Origin of the sequence: Mesorhizobium sp. WSM4887, assembly GCF_029625865.1 — a bacterium.
Lineage (GTDB): Bacteria > Pseudomonadota > Alphaproteobacteria > Rhizobiales > Rhizobiaceae > Mesorhizobium.
The window spans coordinates 720,070-744,240 of the sequence record NZ_JARTVP010000002.1 but is presented as its reverse complement, the minus strand read 5'-3'; the positions used below and the strand labels follow the sequence as shown (position 1 = coordinate 744,240).

Here is a 24,171-nt window from a genome sequence, read left to right as displayed (position 1 = left end):
CAGGCGCTTAGGGCTCGCCGGCGCCGATCTCCTCCTTGCGGCGCGCCACATAGGCGTCCAGCTCCTCGCGGATGGCTGGATCCATAACCGGTTCCTCGTAGTCGCTGAGTGCCTGCTGCCAGAGCTGCGTCGCCCGCTCCAGCGCATCGTGGCCGCCCGCTTCCTGCCAGCTGCCGTAATTTTGCCAATTGGACAGCATCGGCCGGTAGAAGGCGGTCTCGTAGCGCGCCATGGTGTGCTCCGACCCGAAGAAATGTCCGCCGGTCGGCACGGCCTTGATCGCCTCGAAGCCGAGGTCGTCCTCCTCGAACGGCACCGGCCGCAGGAACTCCATCATGTTCTGCAGGATCTCGACGTCGAGGACGAGCTTCTCGTAGGAGGCTGTCAGCCCGCCCTCCAGCCATCCGGCGGCGTGATAGATCAGGTTCGCGCCGCCGAGCACCGCGCCCCAGGTCGCCATCTCGGTCTCATAGGCCGCCTGCAGGTCGACGACATTGGAGGCATTGGCATTGGAGGTGCGGTAGGGAAGGTTATAGCGCCGCGCCAGCTGTCCGGCGACGATGTTGGCCTTGGCGTTCTCCGGCGTGCCGAAGGCAGGCGCGCCGGAACGCATGTCGACATTGGACGTGAAGGCGCCATACATCACCGGCGTGCCGGGATTGACCAGCTGCGTCAGCGTCACGCCGAACAGGGCCTCGGCATTCTGCTGCGCAAGAGCCGCGGCCAGCGTCACCGGGGTCATGGCGCCCATCAGGGTGAAGGGCGTGATCGTCACCGGCTGGCCGTGCTCGGCCATGGCGATCAGGCCTTCGGCCATCGCCTCGTCGAACAGGCGCGGCGAGTTGACGGAAATAATCGTCGTGACCCCCGGCGAATTGCGCAGTGCCTCGATGGTCGTGCCGCGTGCGATCGCCGTCATGGCGATGCTATCCATGGCGCGGCCGCGGCCGATCGCCGAGCAATGGAAGCTCAGATCCGACAGCGTGAGATTGGCGCGATAGGTGTCGAGATGGCGCGAATTCGCCGGCAGCTCCATAGGCGCCACCACCTGGTTGCCGATGATATGGATGGCGTTGAAATGATGCGCGAGGCGGATGAAGTTCTCATAGTCAGCCAGATTGCCCTGCCGGCGGCCGTTGATGCGGTCATGCACATTGGGCGGCCCGGCGACCAGCCCGAACACCAGCGAATTGCCGCCGATGCGGATCTGCTTGTCCGGATTGCGCGAGCTTAGCGAGAAGGACGATGGCGCGTTCCTAAGCGCTTCTCTGACGATACTCTCGTCGATCCGCACCGTGTTCTCGGCCCGATCAACGATGGCGCCCGCGGCCTCGAAGATACCCAGCACCTTCTCGCCCATGACGCGGATGCCGAGTTCGGACAAAATACGCATCGAGGTCCGGTGGAGCTTGTCCATCTGCTCCTCGTCGAGGATCTGCATCGGCGCGTAGGGGTTTGTGACGCGCTGCCAGGGCAGTTGCGCAATGCCGCCGCCACTGCGCCCGGCCGCTCTGGTGCGCCGTCCGCCGCTTCGCCTGTCATGCGCTGTCATCGGCCTGTCCTCCTTAATAGCCGCGTCCCGGATCGACGACATTCGCCAAAGGCTCGCCACGCCGGTAGCGGGTGAGATTCTCGGCAAACATGCGTGCCGACTTCACATCCCAGCCGTCGTAGACGGACGAGCAATGCGGCGTGACGATCACGTTCTCGTAGCCCCACAGCGGATGCGCCGGCGGCAGCGGCTCGACGGCGAAGACGTCGAGCGCCGCGCCCTTGATCCGGCCACCGTCGAGCGCCGCAAGGAGCGCCGCCTCGTCGACGACGCCGCCGCGGGAAACGTCGATCAGCACCGCCGAAGGCTTCATCGCCGAGAAGGCTTCGCTGCCCACAATGCCACGTGTGCTTTCGAGCAGTGGCACGGCGCACAAGATGAAATCGGCACGACTCCACAGGCTGGGCAGGTCGGCCATGCCGTGCACCTCATCGATGTGGTCGGTCGGTTTCGGGCTGGCGCGCACGCCCAGGGTCGTCATGCCGAAGGCCCTGGCCCGGATGGCGACCGCCTGCCCCGTCTTGCCGAGCCCAAGGATCAGCAGCGTCTTGCCCTGGATCGGCTCGACCTTGCCGGCCGTCCAACTCCTGGCAGCCTGCTCGCGCGCGAAGCCGCGCAGGCCGAGCGAGAAGGAAAGCATCGCGCCGAAGACATATTCGGCCATCATGTCGGCGGCGACGCCGGCCGAATTGGTTATCGTCACCTTTGTCGGATTCCAGGGGCGCAGGTGATCCGTGCCGGAGCCGCCGACCGAAACCCAGCGCACGGTTGGGCTCTCGACCAGCGCCGCACGCGGATAGCGCGATCCCCGGTCGAATTTGATGGTGAACACCACCTCGGGGCCGGTGTCCGCAATCAGATCGGGAAGCGCCTCATAGCTGCCGCAGCCAAGCACCCTGAGGTCGGGATGGGTTTCCGCCAGCACCGCAATCGGCCCGTCCGGCGCGTCGCTGCTGACGATGATTGTTGGCCGCGCGGACATTTCAGCCCCGCCTCGGACCTGGAATGTGATCGGCAAGAGGACCCAGCGTCTCGAGCAAAGCCTTGCCTGCCTGCGGGCTGGTGTTCTCATGCGGCGCGCGCAGATTGAGCCAGCGCTGGTCGCCGGAGCGCACGGCAAGTGCCGCTTTCATGCCGCCGATCAGCCCGGCGGTCTGAACCGCCTTTCGAAATTCCTTTATGGCGGCATCGGCGGCCGAGACGTCGCGGCCGGCGCGCGCGCCGTCGTAGACGGCGCGGATAGCCCTGGCGTTGAGGTTCACGGAAGCGGAAATGCAGCCCGCCGCGCCGGCGGCCAGGCCTTGGGTAAGCTGGCCCTCGGAACTCGGGAAGACGGAGACGTTGGGCGCCGCCGCGATCACGGCGGCGGTGTTGTCCCAGTTCCCGGCACTGTCCTTGTAGGCGACAACGGTTTCGGGAAATGCCGCGTTGAGCCGCGCCGTCAGCGCCGGCGATACCGGCACCCCGGAATTCTGCGGGATGTGATAGAGGATCAGCTTGAGCTTCGGGCTGGCGACTTTCTCGACCAGTTCCGAATAGTAGCGCGCCTGCCCGTCATCGCCCGCCGCGGTGTAGAAGAACGAAGGCAGCACCATGACGCCGGCGCAGCCGAGTTCCAGGGCATGCCGGCTCAGTTCGAGCGTCTCGGGCAGCGCGGTCAAGCCTGTGCCGGGCATCATCTTATCGGCCGGGATGCCGGCCTCGGCCAGCCACTCCAGGGCTTGCATGCGTTCGCGCGGCGACAGCGACAGCGCCTCGCCGGTCGTCCCAAACGGCGAAAGGTAATGCGCGCCCTGAGCAAGCACCCATTTCGCATGGTTGACCCACAGATCGCGGGCGACGCTGCCGTCTTTGTCGAAGGGCGTCAGGATGGGCGCAATGACGCCTTGTACGCTGTTCATCGATGGTTCTCCCGGGTCGTCGTGTCGCCGTCGGCGAGCTGCGCCGCCGCGTCGACTGTTCTGATAAAGAATGCTGTCGAGGCGATGTCGAAGAAGATGTCGAAGCCCCCCACGCTGCGCACAAGCACGGCTTCGAGATGGGCGACGCGCGTCTGCGCGATCTCGTCATCGGCAAAACGGGCAGGCCTGAGGTCCAGTGCGCAAAGCCTCGCCATCACCGCTTCTGCCGACTGGCCGGAAAGTCGCATCCAGCTCCAGCCCTCCTCGCGCCAGGACCAATAGCCGCGCGGGTCCTTCTCGACCTGCCAGTCGGCTATAAGCTTTGCGGCGGCGCCACCGGCCCCTATATCGTCAATCGCCAGGAAATCTTCGCTGCCAAGTCTTAGCAGCCTGACGCCGCCCTGTATGGCGATGCGATTGACGGGCGGTAAGGAGAGACCCTGCGCTTCGAGCCAGGCTGAACTGCCCGGACCCTTGATGCCGAAGCGCGATCGGGCCGCCAGATCGGTCACTATCAGCTGCCCATTTGGCAGAACTGCTTCAGCGGCCGAGCCGTTCGGCGACAGGGGAAATGTCCGCATGGCAAGACCGGCCATCGTTACATCTCCTGCCGGACGTTCTGCGGATCGACGAAGGCGTGACCGATCACCGGCACCTGCACCAATTCGCCGCTGCGACACTTCACCGTGACCTTGCTGCCGGGAGCAGCGTCGTCGATATGGACATAGGCCAGCGCGACTGTGTGGCCAAGCGTTGGCGAGAAGCCAATCGAAGTGATCTGCCCAACCGGGTTGCCGCCGCGCAGCACCAGGCAGGACTCGCCGGGGATATTGCTTGCACCCTCGAAAGAGAGGCCGACGAGCCGGCGCCTTTCGCCAAGCCTCGTCCGCATCTCGATCGACCGCTTGCCGATGAAGAAGGGCTTCTTCTTCGAAACCGCCCAGCCGAAACCGAGCTCGTTGGGCGTGGTCAGCGCGTCGGTATCCTGGCCGATCAGGATATGCCCCTTTTCAAGCCGCAGCATGCGCGAGGCCTCGAGTCCATAGGGACGCAAGCCATGCGGCTTGCCGGCCTCGGACAAAGCGTCCCACAGCGCGACCGCATAGCTCGAAGGACAGTGCAGCTCGTAGCTCACCTCGCCCGTGAAGCCGATCCGCATCACACGCACCGGCAGGCCGGCCAGCATGCCTTCGCGCCCGTGGAGATAGGGGAAAGCATCGCGCGAGAAATCGATGTCGCCATCTAGCGCCTGCAAGACCTCACGCGCCTTCGGGCCGGTGACGTTCATGCCGGAAAATGCTGCCGTGACGTTGAGCACGTCGACCTTCAGCCGCCACTGCGCATTCCAGAACAGCATGTCGGCCTGCACGCGGGCGACGGCGCCGGTCGTCGCGGTGACGTAGAACAGGTCATCGGCGAGACGATAGGCGACGCCGTCATCGATAACCGTGCCCATCTCGTTGAGCATCAGGCAGTAGCGGACGCGGCCGACGGACTGGTTGGCATGCGCCATCGTGTACATCCGATCGAGGAAGGCGCCGGCGTCAGGACCGCGGATCTCCAGCTTGCCCAAAGTCGACACGTCGAGCATGCCGACGCCGTTGCGGACCGCGGCGATCTCTTCGCGGACCAGGCGGTCTATCCGGTCTTCCGGCCCGTAAAAATACGGCCGCCACCAGGCACCGATCGGCTTCATGCGAGCGTTGAGTGCGAGATGGCGCGCATGCAGCGCGGTGCGCCGCTCCAACGGCTCGTGATGGCCGGCGAGCACGCCGAGCTTCTCCGGTCCGGTCGGCGGCCGCGCCGTGGTGACGCCCACCTCGCCAACCCCACGCTCCGTCGCTTCGGCGACGATCCGCGCCGTGGCGAGCGCCGAATGGCGGCCCTGGCTAGGCCCCATGCCGACGGTGGAAAAGCGCTTCACCAGTTCGAGTTCGCGATAGCCTTCCTTGACCGCATTCCGCAGGTCCTTGACCTGCAGATCCTCATCGAAATCGACGAAGTCGCGACCTTTTGCGTTGCCGGCGAGCGGTTGTGCCCAGGCAGCTGGCTCGGGCTCGCATTCGTTCTGCACGTCAGGAGGATCGCCGTGGCCGAGCCGCTCCAGAGCCTCGCGCGCGGCGCGGCGGCCGTCGGCCATCGCAGACTGCAACCGCGATTTGCCGGCAACGGCGCCTGCCAGCCGGACGGCCGCGCCCACCGGCAGACTGAGCGTCATTCGCGCCGTCGCATCGTCGTAGCCAACTATCGCTCCCGCATGGCAGGGCAACTGCCAGGCAGGCACCGAGCCGACGGAGACCGCCACGAGATCGCAGTCGATCCAGCGGCTGCCAATGCGGACCCGCGTCACATGCTTGTTGCCGCGCGTCCCGGACGCTTCCTCGATCGGTGCGCCTGCGAGGATCCCTATCCCCCTGGCCCGAAGCTCACCGGCGCGGTCGCCGGCATTTGGCCGAGGATCGACGATCGCGGCCAGTTCGACGCCAGCCTCGACCAGATCCAGCGCGGAGTCGTAGCCATCGTCATTGGCGGCCAGCACGACTGCCCGCCGGCCAGGCTGCACCGCGTAATGGCGGAGCAATCGTTGCACGGCGCCGCCGGCCATGATGCCAGGCAGATCGTTGTTGCGGAACACCGCCGGCTGCTCGATGGCGCCTGTCGCCAGGACAACCTCGCGGGCGCGGGTTCGGTAGAGCCGGTTGCCCTGGATCAGCGGCAGCCAATTGTCCTCATACCAGCCGTTGCAGATGGTGCCGGTCATGATGCGCAGATTGGGGAGCTTGGCTGCCTTGGCTGCCAGACTGAACAATATGCCCGGATCGCAGCGGCGATAGGTCAGCGAACCGCCAATTTCGGGATTGTCGTCGCACAACAGCACGTCGGCGCCGGCTTGTGCGGCCGAGATCGCAGCCGATAGACCCGCCGGCCCCGCGCCGACGACCAGCAGGTCGCAGTGAAGATGCGCCTTGTCGAAACTCAGATGCGGCGCCTTGACGTCGACGATCCCGAGCCCCGCCTTGCGACGGATCATCGGCTCCCAGAAGCGGAGCCAGCTGTCCTGTCTCGGACCCATGAAGGTGCGGTAGTAGAAGCCGACCGGCAGGAAACGTCCAAAGCGGTCGATCACCGCATCGCGGTCGTTTTCCAGCGAGCCGTTGACGTTCTGCGCCGTCACCATCATGCCGTCCTGGAGCGGCGTCAGGTCGGCGGGAACATTCGGCTCCGACGGCAATTGCACCAGCGTGTTCGCTTCCGCGCCGGCCATGGTCATGATGCCGCGCGGCCGGTGGTATTTGAACGAGCGCGACAGGACCCACTGGTCCGAGGCCGCCAGCGCGCTGGCGATGCAGTCGCCGGCAAAGCCATGATAAGCCTTGCCTTCGAAGGTGAAGCGGACAGGCCGCGTCCGGTCGAGGCGCGAGCCGTATGGCGTGCCAAGCCGCGTCATGGCCGGCTCCCAGGCGCATAGGTGCGGATGATTTCGTTGGTGACGACGTCGCGCTCGGCGAGGAAGAAGAAGTTGCTCGGCACGTGCCGCCACCACTCGACCACTACACCTTTTCGATTGTCCGCGCGAAAGAGATGCCTTGCCCACTCAGCGTCGGCGGCAGCATCCGCATCGGGCGCCTGCCGCAGCGGACCGAAGGACTGGAATTCGTCGATGTTGCGCGGGCCGTTCATGGGGCAGTCAAGCAGCTTCATGGTCAGTGGCTCGCCGCCGTGGCGCCCATTTCGTTCAGCAGTCGGAACTTCTCGAAGCGCTCCAGCGCAAACGGCTTCAGCAGGTCGGGAACCCGGCCCCTGGCGATGGTTTCCGCCATGCGCTTGCCGGCGACCGCAGTCGCCTTGAAGCCCCAGGTGCCCCAGCCGCAATCGAGCCACAGATTGGCGAGAGGGCTGGCGCCCATGATCGGGCTGTAGTCCGGCGTCATGTCGGTGATGCCGGCCCATTGCCGCAGCAGCCGCACACTTTGCAGGAAGGGAAAGAGATGCACGGCGCCTTCCGCCAGATGCTCCTTCATGTCCAGCGTCGAGCGGGTCGAATAGAGCTGGTACGGATCCGAGCCGCCACCGATGACGATCTCGCCGCGCGAGGATTGCACCAGATAGGTGTGCAGCGACACGGACGAGACCAGCGTGTGCAGCCAGGGCTTCAGCGGCTGCGTCACCATTGCCTGCAAGGGGTAGCAGCGGATCGGCAGTTCCACGCCGGCCATCATGGCGACATCGTAGTTCATGCCGCCGGCGGCGATGAGCACGGAGCCGCAGGCGATCCGTCCGCGGTTCGTCACCACAGCGCGCACCCGACCGGTCTCGACCTCAAAGCCTTGAACTTCGGTGCGCTGGTGGATTTCGGCGCCGCGGCGCGAGGCCTGCGCGGCGAAGCCCCAGGCAACCGCATCGTGGCGGGCCGTGCCGCCATCGGCATGCCAGAGGCCGCCGAGGATCTCGAGCGCGCCGCCGCGATCCATGTTGAGTTCGGGCACCAGCTTCTCGACCTCTTTTGCGTCGATCACCTCGGTGCGCGTGCCCATATGCTTGCCCATCTCGGCGCGCAGATGGAAGGCGCGCAGCGTCGCTTCCGTGTGTGCGAGCGTCAGCTGGCCGCGCTGCGAGAACATGACGTTGAAGTCGAGTTCCTGCGACAGCGCTTCGAAGAGCGAAACGCCTTCCTTGTAGAAGGCGACGCCTTCCTGGGTGATGTAATTGGAGCGGATCGTCGTGGTGTTGCGTGCGGTATTGCCGCCGGCCAGATAGCCTTTTTCGAGCACCGCGATGCTGGCGATACCATGGTATTTCGACAGATAATGCGCGCAGGCCAAGCCATGCCCGCCGCCACCGACGATGACCACGTCATAGGACGGCTTCAGCTCAGGCGTCGCAGGAATGTCGCCCGTCACCGGATAGTCGCGGCTAAGCCCGTATTTGAGAAGCCTAAGCGGCATGGCTGCCCTGGCCGCCAGGAGGATCGTAGACCAGAGCGGTCACCTCGGAAAACCGGTGGTCGGCGTCGGTCAGGCCGAGAATACCGTCCCGGATCGCGGCGGCCCTGGTCGAGCCGAGAACGGGCGACGCAAACTCCATGTACTTGGCGACGATATCGTCTTCGCTGAACGGGGCTTCGGGGCCGCCGCGTGCGTGGACATCTCCGGACTCCAGCCGCCGGCCGTCAACCGTCTCGATCTGCACGTCGGCCCAGCGCCCGGCGGGGAAACGGTCGCTGTGCTTCGCCGCCTCGTTCACCTCGACGCGCTTCAGCATATCCGCGACGGCGGCATCGCGCAGACCCGAGCCCGAAATGTGCTCCACGCCGATTCGACCATAGTGGATCATCGTGGCCACGGCGAAGGGCAGGCTGTACTGCGCCTTTGATGTCGTGTCCGGCATGCCGGCAAACAGCGTCGCCGCATAGTGGAAGCTGTTGACATGGACTTTGCGTATGTCTTCCGGCCGAAGCCCATGCTGCAGGCAAAGCGCGCGCGTCGCGTCGATCGCCGCATGGGCCCAGCGGCAGACCGGATAGGGTTTTATGTATTGCCGGGTCATCTGCCAGAACAGGCCGAGGTCATCCCAATGTGCCGCGACCTCCGGCGCCTCGACCGTGATGGCCGGCGCGCCGGCGAAACCCGCTTCGGCAAGCACGGCGGCCGACAGCCCGACCAGCGCCCCCATGCCTGAGCCGTCGTGAAGCATGGTCGGCGTTGCGATCTCGCGCATCATCTGGCTGCGCGGCCCGTGATACTCGGCGATGCCGAAAGCATGGCGCAGTTGATCGTCGTCAAGCGAAAGCAGGCGGGCCGCGACCGCCGCCACGCCAAGAGAATTCCACGCGCCGGAGGTGTGATAGTCCGAGACGGTTGCGTGCAGCGCAATGCCGGCCCGCCCCGCGATCTCATAGCCGACGACGATCGCGGCCAGCGCCTCGGGGCCGGTCAACTCAGGCTTTTCTTCTGCGAGCGCAAGCAGCGCCGGGATAACCGCCACGCCGATGTGCCCCTTGGTCGGCGGGTAACCGTCATGGCCGTCGAGATTGTCGGTCTGGGTCGCCGCCGCGAAGGCGGCGCCGGCCATGCTGGCGCGCCTGCCGTCGAAGATCATCCTCGCCGCGTGCCGGTCGGCGCCGGAACCGTAGAGCATAACCGCGGCATCGCGCGCGATTTGTCCGGCCTGCATCGGGCCGGCGGCGATGGCAATGCCCATCGTGTCGAGGAACTGGAGGGCTGCCGATTTCAGAACGTCGCGCGGGAACGCGCCGGCCGACCTGCGCAGCACGAAGTCGGCAACACGGGCAAATACGGTGGAAGCAGACTCACCTTCCGCCGTCCGCTGGTCCATGGCGCCACCTTTCGCGTCCCGATCGCTCCAAGATAACTACGAATAATTTGGTCTCATGGGCCAGGCACGTAATTAGTTTGGCGCCATCGCACAAAAAAATCGGGGTCAAGGCGATTGCAGAGGCCAACGAAGCCGGTCTAGTTTTCGCTTCGCCAAGGAGCGATCGCATGAAGCCGCCACCCCCACTGAACTATATCCGCTCGTTCGAGTGTTCGGCGCGGCATCTCAGCTTCACCCTCGCTGCCAGCGAGCTCGGCTACACCCAGGCGGCGGTCAGCAATCATGTGCGGGGGCTGGAACACTATCTTGGCCGGCAGCTCTTCGTGCGCTATCCGCGCAGCCTGAAGCTGACCGAAATGGGCGAGGCCTTCCTGCCTACGCTGCGGCAGGCGCTCGACCAGATCGATCACGCCACGGAGGCGATCGTCGCCTCCTCGCGCAACAGGACGGTCGTCATCTCCTGCCCGATGAGCTTGGCCGAAAACTGGCTGGCCGGCTGCATGGCGGCGTTCCGGCAAATCCATCCGGAGATCGAGGTCGTTCTGCACGGCACGATCTGGGAAGACCTCAGCGAGCAGATCGCCGACATCACCATCTCGACCCGCCGCTTCGACGACCGCCCGCCGAGTGGCGTTCCGCTGTGGAACGACCAGCTCGCCATCCTCTGCGCACCCGGCCTGCTGTCCGGCCCGAAAGGGCTGCGCTCGCCGCGCGATATCCTCAACGTCGACTGGATCTTCGTGCATGGCCGCCAAGAATATTGGCAATGCATGGGCGACGCGCTGCAGATCGACATTTCGGATTATGAGAAAGGCATCACCACGAACGCCTCGAACATTGCGCTGGAACTGGCGGCAATGGGCGCGGGCTGCGTCGCCACGCAATATTCGCTGGCGAGAACCTATATCAGCCGCGGGCTTCTGGTAGAGCCTTTCCCCGTGCGAGCCGCCAGTCCATGGACCTATTATCTTTCGGAGAGCCAGCTCTCGAAAGGCAGCGTGGTGAGGACCGTCAGAGGGTGGATCATGGAACGAGCCAACGCCCATGTAGAAGCCGTTTAGGCTGACGGCTCGGCAACCATCCGTCCGGGGGAAGGAAGCAATCCGAAGACAACTACCCGAGGGTCTGACTTGCTAAGGCATAGGTCTTCGGCCTAGCCGAGCCGCCGTCGGAAAAATCGGCGAGGCATTTGCCCTTCGACATGGTCAGCACCGTGTCGAAGACCGGCATTCCGCTGTGCGACAGGAAGGCGGCGAACTCGCCATTGTCCATGTGCGTGTCGATCCTGAGGAAATATCCCGAATGGTCGGCCACGTGCGGCCTGACGACCGCCAGGGCGTCGGGGTCGCTTCCCGCCACCACCGGCCCTATGACATGGCCCCGTCCGAACGGTCGGCAGAGGGCAAAAGCGGTCAGCTTGTTCCCGTCGAAAAGCCCATAGCCGGCCGATTGCCCGAAGAGCTTTTCAACGAGCGCTGTGCGCCTCACGCCAAATCCCGCCGCGTCCAGCGCGATCGCTGCCGCAACATCGCCCGCGTCCAACGTCCGGACGCTACCGTGCGCCTCCGTCGGCCGGCCCGCTGTCGGCACGCGGGCGATGCCCTGGCATTGATAGACGGTCTTCTCCGGCTGGAAATCGAGGGAGAGATAAAGCCGCCGCGCAGCACGGGTTGCATTGAGGCGCAGATCGCGCCCGGGGATCCTGTCGAAGATCCGCTTCATCAGCCATTGCGCCGCCCCCTGCGTCTGAAGCCGCGGCGAGGTGATGACCATCCCCAAGGTGGCGAAATTGGCGCCGTGCGGGAACCACATGGCCGAACCGAGAGCCCGGCCGATCTCATCGAGCGCCACGAAGCCTTGGCCCGATTCACGCAGGAATTGCCAATCCTCGGCGCGATGCGGCCATCCCACCGACAGGGAGAGCGCGTGCAACCTCTCCAGGTCGACATCTTGGACGTCGCCGATACGCATGGAGAAGGCATCGATTTTCAAGCTCTCGGACGGCTTCACTTCCATGGCCCTGAAAGAAACCCTCAAAAATAAAGAACCCTCAAAAATCAACGGGCGAGCAGACCGCTGCCCCGTGCCCGCCAACGCTAGACAAGCAAACCCCACAGGATTTGCTCGAAAGCCGTGCACCAACGCAAGATTCAACTGAAACACTTCCGCTTTCGGCATGCAATCGCGTGGCAACGCACCCATCCTCTGCGGAAATTCACCAGCATGCGGCTCGATGCCGGCAAAACCCTGAATGCCTTGAGGGCTGGAATGGACGTCTTCGACATCCTCGACCGTCTCGTCGCCTTTCCGTCGGTCGCCGGCAAGCCGAACGGCGACATTGCCGGCTGGATCGAGGCTCATCTCGCCGAACAAGGCGCGAAGGTCACCCTGCTCCCAGGGCCAGAGGGCGACCGTTTCAATCTTTTCGCCACCATCGGCCCGGCCGAGGTTCCGGGCTACATCCTATCCGGCCATATGGACGTCGTCCCCGCCGGCGAGCCGCAATGGAGTTCGGCCCCTTTTTCGCTGCGCCGGGAGAGCGAACGGCTCTACGGACGCGGCACCACCGACATGAAGGGGTTTCTCGCCGCCGCGCTCGCCGCCGTGCCTGCGCTTGTGCGGCTGCGCCTCGCCAGACCGATCCACCTCGCCTTCTCCTATGACGAGGAGATCGGGTGCCGGGGCGTGCCGCATTTGATCGCCGGGCTGCCCGAGCTTTGCGCCAAGCCGCTCGGCGTCATCGTCGGCGAGCCGAGCGGCATGCGCGCCGTGCGCGGCCACAAGGGCAAGGCGGCCGCCCGCGTAATCATCAGCGGCCGCTCCGGCCACTCCTCGCGACCGGATCTTGGGCTTAACGCCATCCATGCGATGTCCGATGTGCTGAGCGCCGCCGTGAGTGAAGCGGAGCGGCTGATGCATGGCCCGTCCGACCCAACCTTTGAGCCGGCCTATTCCTCGCTGCAGGCCGGTGTGATCGCAGGCGGCCAGTCGGTCAACATCATCCCCGACAGCTGCACGCTCGACCTGGAGGCGCGCGCAATACCGGGCATCGAACCGGCTGGCTTGCTCACCCCGGTCAAGGCGCGGGCTGAAGCTCTTGCCGCTCAAGGCTATGTTGTTGAATGGAAGCCGATTAGCGCCTATCCGGCGCTGTCGCTGCCGCAAGACTCGGCTCTGGCGGGACTGCTGCGCGAATTGACCGGCGAAGCGCCTTTAGCCGCCGTCAGCTACGGGACGGAGGCCGGACTTTACCAAGGCTCCGGGCTCGATGCGATCATCTGCGGCCCCGGCGATATCGGGCGCGCCCACAAGCCGGACGAATATATTCTCGCCAGCGAGCTCGCCGCCTGCCAGCAGATGATCGAGGCGCTGGGCGCGCGATGCGCGGCCTGAAGGAGCAGCCGGAATGACATTCCTCTTCAATTCCGACGCGCGGCGTGGCGCGATCTTCGCCGAGGCCTTCGCTAAGGAGTTGCCGGACCTCCCCTTCACGATCGATGCCGCTACGGTCGATCCCGACGCAGTGCGCTACCTGATCACCTGGACGGTGCCGGAGAACCTCGACCGCTACACCAACCTCGAAATCCTGTTCTCCATCGGCGCCGGCGTCGATCAGTTCCGCTTCGACGCGGTGCCCGCGCCGGTGAAGATCGTGCGCATGGTCGAGGAGGGCATCGTGCGCATGATGCAGGAGTATGTGACGCTCGCCGTGCTTGCGCTCCACCGCAACTTGCCGGCCTATCTGGCGCAGCAGCGCGCCGGAGAATGGCGCGACATCCCTCAGCCTCAAGCCGCGTCGCGCCGGATCGGCGTGCTCGGCCTCGGACAGCTTGGCCAAGCCGTCCTCGACCGGCTGAAACCTTTCGGCTTCCAGCTCTCCGGATGGAGCCGCTCCCCGCGGCGGCTCGAAGGGGTGACCTGTTATCATGGCGAGCTTGGGCTGGAGCAGATGCTGGCGGCCAGTGACATACTGATCTGCCTGCTGCCACTGACCGAGGAGACGCGCGGATTTCTGAACGCCGGCCTGTTCGCGAAACTGCCTGACGGGGCGGCTCTCGTTCATACGGGTCGAGGCCCGCAGCTCGATCACGAAGCGCTTGTCGCCGCGCTCGATAGCGGCCATTTGTCGTCGGCGATGATCGACGTGACCGATCCCGAACCGCTGCCCGCGGGACATCCGTTCTGGTCGCATCCGAAGATCATCCTCACTCCGCACATAGCCAGCGTGACCCAACCCGTGACCGCCGCCCAGGCCGTCATCGACAACATCAAGCGCCACCGCGCCGGGCTCGATCCCATCGGGCTCGTCGACCGGTCGCGCGGTTATTGAAACTCAACTGGAAAGGCCATCCTTTGTCCTTGCTCAAGTCCATCGATATCAACCCGAGCTTTTCGCCCCGCGAATCGACCGCGCTGCCGGAGCGGCTCATTGCCGGCAATCCCGCCTTCAAAACCTGGGCGCAGGACGTGGCCAAGGACGACCTTGTCCATACCGGCGTCTGGGAGGCCACGCCCGGCGAAACGCGCTCGATCAAGGGGGAAACCTTCGAGTTCTGCCATATCCTCGCCGGCGTGGTCGAAATCACGCCCGACGCCGGCGAAACGGTGACCTACCGGGCCGGCGACAGCTTCGTCATGAAGCCGGGCTTCACGGGTGTTTGGAAGACCATCGAGACCGTGCGCAAGATCTACGTCACAGTGGGCTAGCGAGCGCCCGCGCAGGCCCTGACCGAGCGGAAGATTTTGCCGTCTCTTGTCCCCAGCACGCAACATTCGTCGGCGGCGGATCGCCGAACAGCGCATGCTGCGTGTCGGCACGGGCTAGGCTGAGGCCGATGCTACCGAGTGGTTGCCCATGAGCCTGAGCTTCGATCCCGATACAATCTCGCTTCCCGTCGGCCACTTCATCGATGGAGAGCTGATTTCGGCCGAGGGTGCGATCGAGATGCGCCGTCCGTCCGACGGCAAGTCCTATGCCGCCTGCCCCGTGGCCGGTGCGGACTTGGTGAACCGGGCGGTGGAAAGTGCCAAAGCGGCGCTGAAAGCCAGCAACTGGGGCGGCGTCCGGCCGCGCGAGCGCACCAGGGCGCTCCACGCCTGGGCCGATTTGATGGAAGCGGAAGCCGAAACGCTCGCCAGGATCGAGGCGCTGTCCTCGACCCGGCCCGTGGGCCAGCTCGCCGCCGGCGACATCGCCGTGACCGCCGAGCAGATCCGCTTCTTTGCCGAGTTCGCCGATAAGGAAGGCAGCGAACTCGCGCCGACCGACGACGCCAGTTTCGGCATGATCATGAGCGAACCCTATGGCGTCGTGGCCGCGATCACGCCCTGGAATTTTCCGATCTCGATGGCCGGCTGGAAACTCGGCCCGGCGCTGGCTGCGGGCAATGCAGTCGTGCTGAAGCCTTCGGAAATGACGCCGTTCTCGACCGTCTATTTGGCGCAGCTCGCCGTCAGAGCCGGCCTGCCGGCAGGACTTGTCAACGTGGTGCTCGGCGACGGTCCCACGACCGGCACGGCGTTGACCGGCCATCCCGAGATCGCCAAGGTCAGCTTCACCGGTTCGACCCGCGCCGGCTCGGCGATCATGGAGAACGTCGCCCGCACCGGCGTCAAGCCTATGACGCTGGAGCTCGGTGGCAAGAGCCCGCAGCTCGTCTTTGCCGATGCCGATCTCGACAAGGCGGCGGCCGCAATCGCCGGCAGCGTCACCTTCAATGCCGGCCAGGCCTGCGTGGCCGGCACGCGCCTGATCGTCGAGAAGAGTGTGGCCGGCAAGCTGACGGCCTCGATTCTGGAAAAGATGAAGGCGGTGAAGCCCGGCCCGACCTGGGACGAGACGACGCAGTATTCGCCGATCATATCGGAACGGCAGCGGGGACGTGTCGACGCCATCGTGCGGGCCGCGGTCGAGGGCGGCGGCGAATGCCTGACCGGCGGCACCTTTATGGACAGCCCCGGCTATTTCTACGAACCGACGCTGATCGCCAATGTCGACCAGGTCAATCCGGCGATCGTCGAGGAAATCTTCGGCCCGGTCCTGACGGTCCAGACCTTCGAGGCCGAAGACGAGGCGCTGGCGCTGTCCAGCCATCCGACCTACGGACTGGCTTCCGGCCTGTTCACCACCGATCTGTCTCGCACAATCCGTCTCGCGCGCAAGCTGGAAGCGGGCACCGTGTGGGTCAACCGCTACAGCCGCTCGCGCGACCACATCCTGCCGACCGGTGGCTACAAGCGCTCCGGCATCGGCAAGGACCTTGGCCGCGAGGCCTATCTCGCCAACCGCAGGACCAAGAGCGTCCTGATCAGCCTGTGAAGAGATGCCGATGAAGACCTACTCGATCGCCCTGATCCCCGGTGATGGCATCGGTCGCGATGTGACCGCCGCCGCCTGGACGGTGCTGGAAACCGTGGCCAAGCACTCCGGCTTTGCCCTGACTGGGACCGAGTTTCCATGGTCCTGTCGTTTCTTCAAGGAAACCGGCCGCATGATGCCCGAGGACGGCATCGAGACATTGCGCCGCTTCGACGCCATCCTGCTCGGGGCCGTCGGCTGGCCGACGCAGGTGCCTGATTCCGTTTCTCTCCACGGGCTGCTGCTGCCGATCCGCAAGGCATTCGTGCAATACGCCAATATCCGGCCGCACCGGCTGCTGCCTGGTGTGAGGGGGCCGCTGCGGGCCGAGAGCTTCGATATTCTGTGCATCCGCGAAAACACCGAAGGCGAATATTCCGGCGCCGGCGGGCGTGTGCATCAAGGCACGCTGGACGAGGTCGCGGTGGAAACCTCGATCTTCACCCGGGCCGGTGTCGAGCGCATCCTGCGCTTCGGCTTCGAGCAGGCACGGGCGCGGCGTGGCAGGCTGGCTTCCGTCACCAAGTCCAACGCGCAGAAATATTCAATGGTGTTCTGGGACGAGATCACGCGCAAGCTGGCCGCCGACTATCCGGACGTCGACGTGACCAGCTATCACGTCGACGCGCTCGCTGCGCGCATGATCATGGATCCGCAGAGCCTCGACGTGGTCGTCGCTTCCAATCTCTTCGGCGACATACTGACGGATATCGGCGCGGCGATCCAGGGCGGGCTCGGCTACGCGGCTTCCGCCAACATCAACCCCGACCGCTCGGCGCCGTCCATGTTCGAGCCCGTGCACGGCTCCGCGCCCGACATCGCCCACCTCGGCATCGCCAACCCGATCGCCGCCATATGGTCGGGCGCAATGATGCTCGACCATCTGGGCGAAAAGGACGCAGCCGGCGGCGTCATGAACGCGATCGAAGCGACAACGGCGGGAGGGGTGGGAACCACGGCCGGCAAAGATCGTACGGACGCCATCACATCCGCCGTTGTCGCGGCGCTCACCTGATTTGCGAGGTCGTTCTCCATGAAAAGCCTGAAAGACAAAAGCCTCTTCCGCGAGGCCGGCCTGATCGGCGGCAGATGGGTCGCGGCAGGTTCCGGCAGAACGGTCGATGTGATCGATCCGGCAACACAGATATCAATCGGCACAGTGCCCGACATGGCCGGCCCGGAGGCCCGCGCGGCCATAGAGGCCGCGGCTTCCGCCTATCGGGATTGGAAAAAGAAGACCCACGCCGAACGCGCCGCCCTGCTGGAGGCCTGGCATGGTCTGATGCTTAAGCATCTGGACGATCTCGCGCTGATCCTGACCACGGAACAGGGCAAGCCGCTGGACGAAGCCAAAGGCGAGATCCGCTACGGAGCGTCCTTCGTCAAATGGTTCGCCGAGGAGGCGCGCCGGATCAATGGCCACACCATCCCCTCGCCTACATCAGACCGCCGCATCATCGTCCTGAAGGAACCCGTCGGCGTGTGCGGCATCATCACGCCTTGGAACTTTCCCAATGCGATGATCACCCGCAAGGTTGCGCCGGCGCTGGCCGCCGGCTGCACGGTGGTGATCAAGCCCTCCGAGTTCACGCCCTATTCGGCGTTGGCGCTCGGCGTGCTCGCCGAACGCGCGGGTATTCCCGCCGGCGTCATCAACATCGTCACCGGCATGCCGGCCGAGATCGGCAACGAGATCATGGCGAATGAGACCGTGCGCAAGATCTCCTTCACCGGTTCGACCAGGGTCGGCTCGCTGCTGATGCGCGGAGCGGCCGACAGCGTGAAAAGGCTCAGCCTCGAGCTCGGCGGCAACGCGCCCTTCATCGTCTTCGACGACGCCGACCTCGACCTCGCCGTCGAGGGGGCGCTGGCGTCGAAGTTCCGCAATGGCGGCCAGACCTGCGTGTGCGCCAACCGCATTCTCGTCCAGGCCGGAGTCTATGACGCCTTCTCCGCCAAGCTCAGCGCCCGCGTCAATGCGTTGACGGTGGGACCGGGCACGCAGCCCGGTGTCGCCATCGGCCCAATGATCAACATGGCGGCGGTCGAGAAAATCAATCGGCACGTCGAGGACGCGCTTGCCAAAGGCGCGACGATCGTCACCGAGAAGCCGGTGCTGCCGGAGGGTCCTCAATATGTCGCCCCGCTGGTGCTGGCCGGTGCGACAAACGAAATGGAACTCGCCAGCGAGGAGACTTTCGGTCCGGTCGCACCGCTTTTCCGTTTCGAGACGGAAGAGGAAGCGGTCGCGCTTGCCAACGGCACACCTTACGGGCTTGCCTCCTACTTTTACACCGAGAACCTGAAGCGCGCCTGGCGCGTCGGCGAGGCGCTGGAGTTCGGCATGGTGGGTCTGAACACCGGCTCGGTTTCGATGGAGATAGCCCCCTTCGGCGGCGTCAAGCAGTCCGGCCTCGGGCGCGAGGGCGCGCAGGCCGGCATCGAGGAATATCTGGAACTGAAGAGCTTCCACATGGGCGGGCTGGGTTAAACCCCAGCCCCGATCACTGGATCCGGTCGAGCGCCTTGTAGTAGAGACCGACCATCGGCAGGAACCAGGGCTTGCCGGAATAGCCGGGAATGGCGGGCCACTCGAGCCCCTTCATCGGATTGCGGTCCGCGCGACCAAGCATGGCATCGGCCATGATCATCCCCAGATGGGTGGAAAGCTGCGCGCCGTGGCCGGAATAGCCCATCGCGTACCAGACCCCGTCATGATAGCCGGCCCGCGGGAAGCGGTCCTTGGTCATGTCGACCAGCCCGCCCCAGCAATAATCGATCTCGACCCTGGCGAGCTGCGGGAAGATCGCCGCGAGGCTTGCCCGCAATATCTGTCCGCTCTTGGCATCGGAGCGCTGGTCCGATGTCGCCGAGAAGCGTGCGCGGCCACCAAAGATCAGGCGCTTGTCCGGCGCAAGCCGGAAGTAGTTGCCGATGTTCATCGAGGTCACGCATGTCCGGTTGCCGGGCATGGTCGCGGCGATCTCGGCGTCGCTCAGCGGTCGCGTGGCGATGATGAAGCTGCCGACGGAAATGATCCTGCGGCGAAAATAGCCGAAATTCGGCGTGGTGTAGGCGCCGGTCGCCACCAGCACATTGTCGGCGCTGATGCGGCCGCGGGAGGTGGTCAGCTGATGCCGCGTGCCCGACTGCCTATGATCCGTCACCGCCGCATTCTCGTGGATGACGGCGCCATGGCGAACCGCGGCCGTCGCCAGCCCGGCCACGTAGCGGCCCATATGCATCATGGCGCTCTTCTTCGACAGCATCGCGCCATGGAAGGGCGAGCCGATCTCGGATTTGAGATCGTTCGGCGACAGCAGCGCCGTATCCGGATCCACCTCGGCATGGACGGCCTCGAAGTTACGGGCGATCGCTTCGAAATGCTGCGGCTTGGAGGCGAGCTTCAGCTTGCCGGAGCGGCGGAAGTTGCAGTCGATACCCTCCTCGGCGACCAGCGCCTCGATCGTGTCGACGGAATCGTCCAGCGCCCGGTAGAGCGCGATCGCGCGCTCCTTGCCGAGTTCCGCCTTGGCCGAAAGATAGCTGTGGGCGAGGCCGTTGTTCAGGTGCCCGCCATTGCGTCCCGACGCACCCCAGCCGACCCGCTCTGCTTCCAGCACCGCCACCTTGGCGCCGGCCTTCGCCAGTTGGCGGGCGGCGGCGAGGCCGGTGAAGCCGCCGCCGATGATGGCGGCGTCGTAGTGTCCCTCGACCGGGCCTTGCGCCCCGCCGGAAAAAACTGGAGCGGTGTCGTGCCAGTAGGAGACCAGCTTCATTTGCAATCCGTCAGTTTCAAAGCCCGACCACGCCCGGAAGACCGGAAATGTCGGCGATCTCGACATAGCCGTAATAGGGGTTGGCCGGCTCGTGGCCGCGATTGACCCAGACCTTGTTCTTGATCCCGAGATCATGCGCCGACATCAGGTCGTAGCGGAAGGAGGACGAGCAGTGAAGAACATCCTCCGGACCACAGCCCAGCCTATCGAACATGTATTCGAAAGCCTTGAAGCGTGGCTTGTAGGCCTGCGCCTGTTCGGCCGTGTAGACGGCATGGAATGGCGCGCCGAGCTTCTCGACATTGGACATGATCTGCGCGTTCATGGCGTTGGAGAGGATGACCAGCGGAATCTCCTTGGCAACCTTCGCCAGGCCGGCTGGAACGTCCGCGTGGGGCCCCCAGGTCGGGACACGCTCATAGACCATCGTGGCGTCGTCCGGGCTGAAGGAGACGCCGTTGCGCTTGCAGGCGCGCTCGAGCGCGTTGTGGACGACGTCGGCATAGGGCTTCCAGTCGCCCAGGATCTCGTCGAGCCGGTAAGCCGCGAAGTTCTTAATGAACGCCTGCATGCGCGGCTCGTCGAGCTGGCTGCCATAGAGGTCACGCGCCGCCTCGGCCATCTGGAAATTGGTCAACGTGCCGTAGCAGTCGAAGGTGATGTATTTGGGCCTAAAAGAAGCCATATCCGTCGATCTCCGTGGAAGCACATCCGTGTTGGGACATCTTTCATCATAGGCCGGCAGGAAGCGACCCACTTGACCGAAAAGCGGCTGCCGAAAGCAGAAAGTTCCGTATCCGCGGTTCCGTTTGGCACGCTGTAGCATCTTGAGCGTCGAAGGATGCCGCCGGTCGAGGCGCTAAACGCATCCAGTTCCATAGGGGCCAGCACAAGATGCGGCGCACCCCCTCAGCAACGGCGAATGATACCGCCGTAGTCGAGACCTTCAGACGATCTGGGGCGCACTGATGATCGAGACTTGGGGTCAGACTGAAAGGTGCATCATGCAGCAAGGCGAGATCGAACTCCAGGACTTCGGGCCGGATCATATCGAGGGTGCAGTCGGGCTATCTCGGCAGGAGAATTGGCCGCATCGCCCGCAGGATTGGCAGATGGCGCTGCAGCTTTCGAGCGGCGCGGTTGCGCTCGACGACCAGGGCCGGGTCGCAGGGACAATCCTGGTAACGGCTTACGGTGCCGATTGCGCCATGATCAACATGGTGATCGTCGACAGGAACGCGCGAGGCAAAGGGCTCGGGCGCCGGCTCATGGAACGGGCCATCGCCCTTGCCGGCGACCGTCCGCTGCGGCTCGTCGCCACGACCGAAGGCATGCCCCTTTATGAGAAGCTTGGCTTCGTGCCCTCGGGCACGATTCTTCAGCATCAGGGCCAGGTGGCAGCGCTTGAGGCTCCCGGCGGTGTGGAAGCCGCGGGCACCCACGACCTGCGGAAAATCAAGGCCCTGGACCGTGACGCCTACGGCGCCGACCGAGAAGCTTTGATCGATGCGCTGGCCGAGCGGGGTGAATTCGCAGTCATCCGCCGCAGTGGCGTCATCGCGGCCTATGCCGCAATCCGCCCGTTCGGACGCGGCGAGGTGATCGGCCCCGTCATCGCGGGAAATGCAGACGACGCCAAGGCCCTGATCAGCTTTTTCGCCGCGTCTCGCCCTGGCGCTTTCCTGCGCGTGGATACCGAAAGCAGGACCCGCATCGCCGGCTGGCTCGGAGAAATCGGCCTTGCTCATGTCGGGGGCGGCGTCGCTATGGACCGTCCGGCCAAGAATGGGGCCGAACAGGCCAGGCCAAAAGTTTACGCCCTCGCCAACCAGGCGCTCGGATAGTCCGGAGGACAACAATGCTCGCCAATTCCCTGATCGAACTCGACCGCGCCCATCTCATCCATCCGGTCGCCTCATATCGCGGCCATGAGGCGCTCGGCGTGCGGGTGCTGAAATCGGCGAAGGGTGCTACCGTGACCGATGCGTCCGGCCGGCAACTTCTCGACGGCTTCGCCGGACTGTGGTGCGTCAATGCCGGCTATGGTCACGACAGCATCGTCGAGGCGGCGGCCCGGCAGATGCGCGAGTTGCCCTACGCCACCGCCTATTTCGATCTCGGCTCGGAGCCCGCCATCCGGCTCGCCTCGGAGCTGGCCGACCGGGCGCCCGGGGATCTCAATCACGTCTATTTCACTCTCGGGGGATCGGACGCGGTCGACAGCACGATCCGGTTCGTCCGCTACTACTGGAATGCCAGAGGCGAGCCTGAACGCGACCAGTTTATTTCCATTGAGCAGGGTTATCACGGATCGTCGGTGGTCGGCGCGGGCCTGACCGCCCTGCCCGCCTTTCATGCCGGTTTCGGCATTCCGTTCGAATGGCAGCACAAGATCCCCTCGCCCTATCCCTATCGCAATCCGGTTGGCGATGACCCGAACGCGATCATCGCCGCATCGCTCGCCGCGCTGAAGGCGAAGATCGAGGAGGTCGGGCCGGAGCGGGTCGCCGCCTTCTACGCCGAGCCGATCCAGGGCTCGGGTGGCGTTATCGTCCCGCCGAAAGGCTGGATCAAGGCGATGCGCGAGCTCTGCCGTGAATACGGCATCCTCTTCATCGCCGACGAGGTGATCACCGGTTTCGGCCGCACCGGCCCCCTGTTTGCCTGCACGGAGGAGGATATCGTTCCCGACTTCATGACCACCGCGAAGGGCCTGACCTCAGGCTATGTCCCTATGGGCGCTGTCTTGATGGCCGATCATGTCTATAACGTCATCGCCGATGGCGCAGGCGCCTCGGCCGTCGGCCACGGCTACACCTATTCCGCCCATCCGGTCAGCGCCGCCGTCGCGCTCGAGGTGCTGAAGCTCTATGAGGAAGGCCTTCTGGAGAACGGCGCCAGGGCGGGCGCGCGCTTGATAGCGGGCCTGTCTGCCTTAAGCGACCATCCATTGGTCGGCGATGTGCGGGGTCGCGGCATGCTCGCCGCGATCGAACTGGTGGTCGACAAAAAGAAGAAAACGCCGCTTCCAGCCTCGGCCATGCCGGCGCGGCGCGTCTTCGACAGGGCCTGGGACAACGGCCTGATCATCCGCGCCTTCGCGCATGGGGTTCTCGGCTACGCCCCGCCGCTCTGCTGCACCGACGGCGACATCGATGCGATCATCGAGCGCACGCGCCGCACGCTGGACCAGACGCTGGACGACGCCGATGTCCGCCGGGCGCTTGCATGAAGGGCGACGCATTTTTGGCATCTCGAAATATCGCCGCGGCAGACGATTTCGCAATTTTGTGCCGCTACCTCGCGCCTTTTCGGCGAATCCAGCGCGGGGGAAGTGCCAGACTGCTTTTTAAGACAAGGCCAGAAAGCCCGGATTTCCGGGCTTTTGAAAAAGGCCGACGCCCGGGACAGCACGGAATTTTGTTCTGTTCAGCATCAGTAATTCGGCCGCGCGCAGAGGAGAGCCAGTCTTGGCCAGGGGCTTTAGCGAATTCAAATACATGACCTTCGATGTGGTCGGCACGCTGATCGACTTCGAAGGCGGCATAACGACCTGCCTGGCCGAGATCGCTGCGGAGGCCGGTGTCTCAATCGACGGCGAAGAAGCGCTGGCCCTTTACCGGCAGGCCCGCTACATGCCCGATGCCAATCTGTTCCCCGACGATCTCGTACGTGTCTACACGGTCATCGCACCGCGGCTCGGCCTGCCGGCCGAGGAGAAATACGGCGCCCGCCTGCGGGATTCGGCCAGCGTCTGGCAGGGCTTCTCCGACAGCAGGGCGGCGCTGGCCGACCTTGCGACGTCTCATAAGCTGATTGCCATGACCAATGCCCGGCGCTGGGCTCTCGACCATTTCGAGAAGCAGCTCGGATCGCCCTTTTTTGCCACCTTCACCGCCGACGATACCGGCACGGAAAAACCGGATCCCGCCTTTTTCCAGAAGGTCTTCGATTTCGTGGCGTCGCGCGGCGACAGCAAGGACGACATCCTGCACGTCGCACAAAGCCAGCATCACGACATCGGCATATCCCGGGCGCTCGGCATGACCAACTGCTGGATCGAGCGCCGTCATGCCCAGAAGGGCTATGGCGGCACGATCGAGCCCGAGCGCTTCACCGTGCCGGACTACCACTTCACCTCGATGGCCGCGTTTGCGGCGGCCGTGCGGGAGAGCATGAAAGAACGAACCTGAACCCAAGCCCGGAAAAGCCGCAGCAAGACGCGCGTCCTGACCAACCAACGAA

Annotated in this window: 21 protein-coding genes; 10 read left to right on the top strand and 11 right to left on the bottom strand. The window is 64.9% G+C overall.

Features of this window, described 5'->3' with window-relative positions:
* Positions 1 to 7: 7 nt before the first annotated feature.
* Genes P9230_RS11995 through P9230_RS11960 form a run of 8 tightly spaced genes read right to left on the bottom strand, consistent with a single transcriptional unit; the run spans position 8 to position 9,789 of the window.
* Entirely contained in the window at positions 8 to 1,552 is a 1,545-nt protein-coding gene (locus P9230_RS11995; RefSeq protein ID WP_278119138.1) for a trimethylamine methyltransferase family protein, read from the bottom strand.
* A gap of 13 nt (positions 1,553 to 1,565) precedes the next feature.
* Positions 1,566 to 2,534: a D-2-hydroxyacid dehydrogenase gene (locus P9230_RS11990; RefSeq protein ID WP_278119136.1), complete on the bottom strand. Its 969-nt coding sequence runs from the start codon at positions 2,532 to 2,534 to the stop codon at positions 1,566 to 1,568.
* A 1-nt stretch (position 2,535) separates the two neighbouring features.
* Entirely contained in the window at positions 2,536 to 3,453 is a 918-nt protein-coding gene (locus tag P9230_RS11985; protein WP_278119134.1) for a dihydrodipicolinate synthase family protein, read from the bottom strand.
* Positions 3,450 to 4,049, bottom strand: coding sequence for a hypothetical protein (locus P9230_RS11980; protein WP_095801037.1), 600 nt, complete (start codon positions 4,047 to 4,049; stop codon positions 3,450 to 3,452). Before P9230_RS11980 ends, P9230_RS11985 begins: the two co-directional genes overlap by 4 nt.
* Positions 4,050 to 4,051: 2 nt before the next feature.
* A complete protein-coding gene (locus P9230_RS11975) occupies positions 4,052 to 6,901 on the bottom strand; it encodes a 2Fe-2S iron-sulfur cluster-binding protein (RefSeq protein WP_095825746.1) in 2,850 nt (949 codons plus the stop codon).
* Positions 6,898 to 7,155: a sarcosine oxidase subunit delta gene (locus P9230_RS11970; protein WP_066989149.1), complete on the bottom strand. Its 258-nt coding sequence runs from the start codon at positions 7,153 to 7,155 to the stop codon at positions 6,898 to 6,900. The genes P9230_RS11975 and P9230_RS11970 overlap by 4 nt, the downstream gene beginning before the upstream one ends.
* A gap of 2 nt (positions 7,156 to 7,157) precedes the next feature.
* A complete protein-coding gene (locus P9230_RS11965) occupies positions 7,158 to 8,399 on the bottom strand; it encodes an FAD-dependent oxidoreductase (protein WP_278119130.1) in 1,242 nt (413 codons plus the stop codon).
* Complete coding sequence (locus P9230_RS11960; protein ID WP_278052837.1) at positions 8,389 to 9,789, bottom strand: MmgE/PrpD family protein; 1,401 nt, start codon at positions 9,787 to 9,789, stop codon at positions 8,389 to 8,391. The genes P9230_RS11965 and P9230_RS11960 overlap by 11 nt, the downstream gene beginning before the upstream one ends.
* A 167-nt stretch (positions 9,790 to 9,956) precedes the next feature.
* Here P9230_RS11960 and P9230_RS11955 point away from each other — a divergent pair, with 167 nt between their 5' ends.
* Positions 9,957 to 10,850: a LysR substrate-binding domain-containing protein gene (locus P9230_RS11955; RefSeq protein WP_095801130.1), complete on the top strand. Its 894-nt coding sequence runs from the start codon at positions 9,957 to 9,959 to the stop codon at positions 10,848 to 10,850.
* A 52-nt stretch (positions 10,851 to 10,902) separates the two neighbouring features.
* Here P9230_RS11955 and P9230_RS11950 read toward each other — a convergent pair whose 3' ends face one another.
* Entirely contained in the window at positions 10,903 to 11,805 is a 903-nt protein-coding gene (locus P9230_RS11950; RefSeq protein ID WP_067327482.1) for a GNAT family N-acetyltransferase, read from the bottom strand.
* Between the two features lie 252 nt (positions 11,806 to 12,057).
* Between P9230_RS11950 and argE the strand changes: the two genes are divergently transcribed.
* From argE to P9230_RS11920, 6 genes are all read left to right on the top strand, one after another.
* Positions 12,058 to 13,182: an acetylornithine deacetylase gene (argE, locus tag P9230_RS11945; protein WP_095825749.1), complete on the top strand. Its 1,125-nt coding sequence runs from the start codon at positions 12,058 to 12,060 to the stop codon at positions 13,180 to 13,182.
* A 13-nt stretch (positions 13,183 to 13,195) separates the two neighbouring features.
* Positions 13,196 to 14,119, top strand: coding sequence for a glyoxylate/hydroxypyruvate reductase A (locus P9230_RS11940; protein ID WP_127324502.1), 924 nt, complete (start codon positions 13,196 to 13,198; stop codon positions 14,117 to 14,119).
* Between the two features lie 23 nt (positions 14,120 to 14,142).
* Positions 14,143 to 14,496, top strand: coding sequence for a cupin domain-containing protein (locus P9230_RS11935; protein WP_067328000.1), 354 nt, complete (start codon positions 14,143 to 14,145; stop codon positions 14,494 to 14,496).
* Between the two features lie 148 nt (positions 14,497 to 14,644).
* Entirely contained in the window at positions 14,645 to 16,108 is a 1,464-nt protein-coding gene (locus P9230_RS11930; protein ID WP_278119127.1) for an aldehyde dehydrogenase, read from the top strand.
* A 10-nt stretch (positions 16,109 to 16,118) separates the two neighbouring features.
* A complete protein-coding gene (locus P9230_RS11925; protein ID WP_127324504.1) occupies positions 16,119 to 17,162 on the top strand; it encodes a tartrate dehydrogenase in 1,044 nt (347 codons plus the stop codon).
* Positions 17,163 to 17,180: 18 nt separating this feature from the next.
* Positions 17,181 to 18,638: an NAD-dependent succinate-semialdehyde dehydrogenase gene (locus P9230_RS11920; RefSeq protein ID WP_127324505.1), complete on the top strand. Its 1,458-nt coding sequence runs from the start codon at positions 17,181 to 17,183 to the stop codon at positions 18,636 to 18,638.
* A 13-nt stretch (positions 18,639 to 18,651) separates the two neighbouring features.
* On the opposite strand, the gene P9230_RS11915 is transcribed toward P9230_RS11920, so the two are convergent.
* Both P9230_RS11915 and P9230_RS11910 read right to left on the bottom strand, forming a co-directional pair.
* Complete coding sequence (locus P9230_RS11915; RefSeq protein WP_067327467.1) at positions 18,652 to 19,926, bottom strand: FAD-binding oxidoreductase; 1,275 nt, start codon at positions 19,924 to 19,926, stop codon at positions 18,652 to 18,654.
* Between the two features lie 16 nt (positions 19,927 to 19,942).
* Positions 19,943 to 20,611: a haloacid dehalogenase type II gene (locus tag P9230_RS11910; protein WP_127324506.1), complete on the bottom strand. Its 669-nt coding sequence runs from the start codon at positions 20,609 to 20,611 to the stop codon at positions 19,943 to 19,945.
* Between the two features lie 319 nt (positions 20,612 to 20,930).
* Here P9230_RS11910 and P9230_RS11905 point away from each other — a divergent pair, with 319 nt between their 5' ends.
* The 3 genes from P9230_RS11905 to P9230_RS11895 all read left to right on the top strand — a co-directional run bounded on the left by P9230_RS11905 (position 20,931) and on the right by P9230_RS11895 (position 24,119).
* Positions 20,931 to 21,770 carry a GNAT family N-acetyltransferase gene (locus P9230_RS11905; RefSeq protein WP_278119473.1) on the top strand — a complete coding sequence of 280 codons (840 nt, stop codon included), beginning with the start codon at positions 20,931 to 20,933 and terminating at the stop codon, positions 21,768 to 21,770.
* 14 nt (positions 21,771 to 21,784) lie between these two features.
* Complete coding sequence (locus P9230_RS11900) at positions 21,785 to 23,158, top strand: aspartate aminotransferase family protein (RefSeq protein WP_095825756.1); 1,374 nt, start codon at positions 21,785 to 21,787, stop codon at positions 23,156 to 23,158.
* Between the two features lie 238 nt (positions 23,159 to 23,396).
* Positions 23,397 to 24,119, top strand: a complete 723-nt coding sequence (locus P9230_RS11895; protein WP_095801049.1) for an HAD-IA family hydrolase — start codon at positions 23,397 to 23,399, stop codon at positions 24,117 to 24,119.
* Positions 24,120 to 24,171: the final 52 nt, after the last annotated feature.

Excerpts from the sequence above, each read along its gene's own strand:
- P9230_RS11995 (WP_278119138.1), bottom strand. The coding sequence starts at position 1,552 with ATGACAGCGCATGACAGGCGAAGCGGCGGACGGCGCACCAGAGCGGCC.
- P9230_RS11990 (WP_278119136.1), bottom strand. The coding sequence starts at position 2,534 with ATGTCCGCGCGGCCAACAATCATCGTCAGCAGCGACGCGCCGGACGGG.
- P9230_RS11985 (WP_278119134.1), bottom strand. The coding sequence starts at position 3,453 with ATGAACAGCGTACAAGGCGTCATTGCGCCCATCCTGACGCCCTTCGAC.
- P9230_RS11980 (WP_095801037.1), bottom strand. The coding sequence starts at position 4,049 with ATGGCCGGTCTTGCCATGCGGACATTTCCCCTGTCGCCGAACGGCTCG.
- P9230_RS11975 (WP_095825746.1), bottom strand. The coding sequence starts at position 6,901 with ATGACGCGGCTTGGCACGCCATACGGCTCGCGCCTCGACCGGACGCGG.
- P9230_RS11970 (WP_066989149.1), bottom strand. The coding sequence starts at position 7,155 with ATGAAGCTGCTTGACTGCCCCATGAACGGCCCGCGCAACATCGACGAA.
- P9230_RS11965 (WP_278119130.1), bottom strand. The coding sequence starts at position 8,399 with ATGCCGCTTAGGCTTCTCAAATACGGGCTTAGCCGCGACTATCCGGTG.
- P9230_RS11960 (WP_278052837.1), bottom strand. The coding sequence starts at position 9,789 with ATGGACCAGCGGACGGCGGAAGGTGAGTCTGCTTCCACCGTATTTGCC.
- P9230_RS11955 (WP_095801130.1), top strand. The coding sequence starts at position 9,957 with ATGAAGCCGCCACCCCCACTGAACTATATCCGCTCGTTCGAGTGTTCG.
- P9230_RS11950 (WP_067327482.1), bottom strand. The coding sequence starts at position 11,805 with ATGGAAGTGAAGCCGTCCGAGAGCTTGAAAATCGATGCCTTCTCCATG.
- argE (WP_095825749.1), top strand. The coding sequence starts at position 12,058 with ATGGACGTCTTCGACATCCTCGACCGTCTCGTCGCCTTTCCGTCGGTC.
- P9230_RS11940 (WP_127324502.1), top strand. The coding sequence starts at position 13,196 with ATGACATTCCTCTTCAATTCCGACGCGCGGCGTGGCGCGATCTTCGCC.
- P9230_RS11930 (WP_278119127.1), top strand. The coding sequence starts at position 14,645 with ATGAGCCTGAGCTTCGATCCCGATACAATCTCGCTTCCCGTCGGCCAC.
- P9230_RS11925 (WP_127324504.1), top strand. The coding sequence starts at position 16,119 with ATGAAGACCTACTCGATCGCCCTGATCCCCGGTGATGGCATCGGTCGC.
- P9230_RS11920 (WP_127324505.1), top strand. The coding sequence starts at position 17,181 with ATGAAAAGCCTGAAAGACAAAAGCCTCTTCCGCGAGGCCGGCCTGATC.
- P9230_RS11915 (WP_067327467.1), bottom strand. The coding sequence starts at position 19,926 with ATGAAGCTGGTCTCCTACTGGCACGACACCGCTCCAGTTTTTTCCGGC.
- P9230_RS11910 (WP_127324506.1), bottom strand. The coding sequence starts at position 20,611 with ATGGCTTCTTTTAGGCCCAAATACATCACCTTCGACTGCTACGGCACG.
- P9230_RS11905 (WP_278119473.1), top strand. The coding sequence starts at position 20,931 with ATGCAGCAAGGCGAGATCGAACTCCAGGACTTCGGGCCGGATCATATC.
- P9230_RS11900 (WP_095825756.1), top strand. The coding sequence starts at position 21,785 with ATGCTCGCCAATTCCCTGATCGAACTCGACCGCGCCCATCTCATCCAT.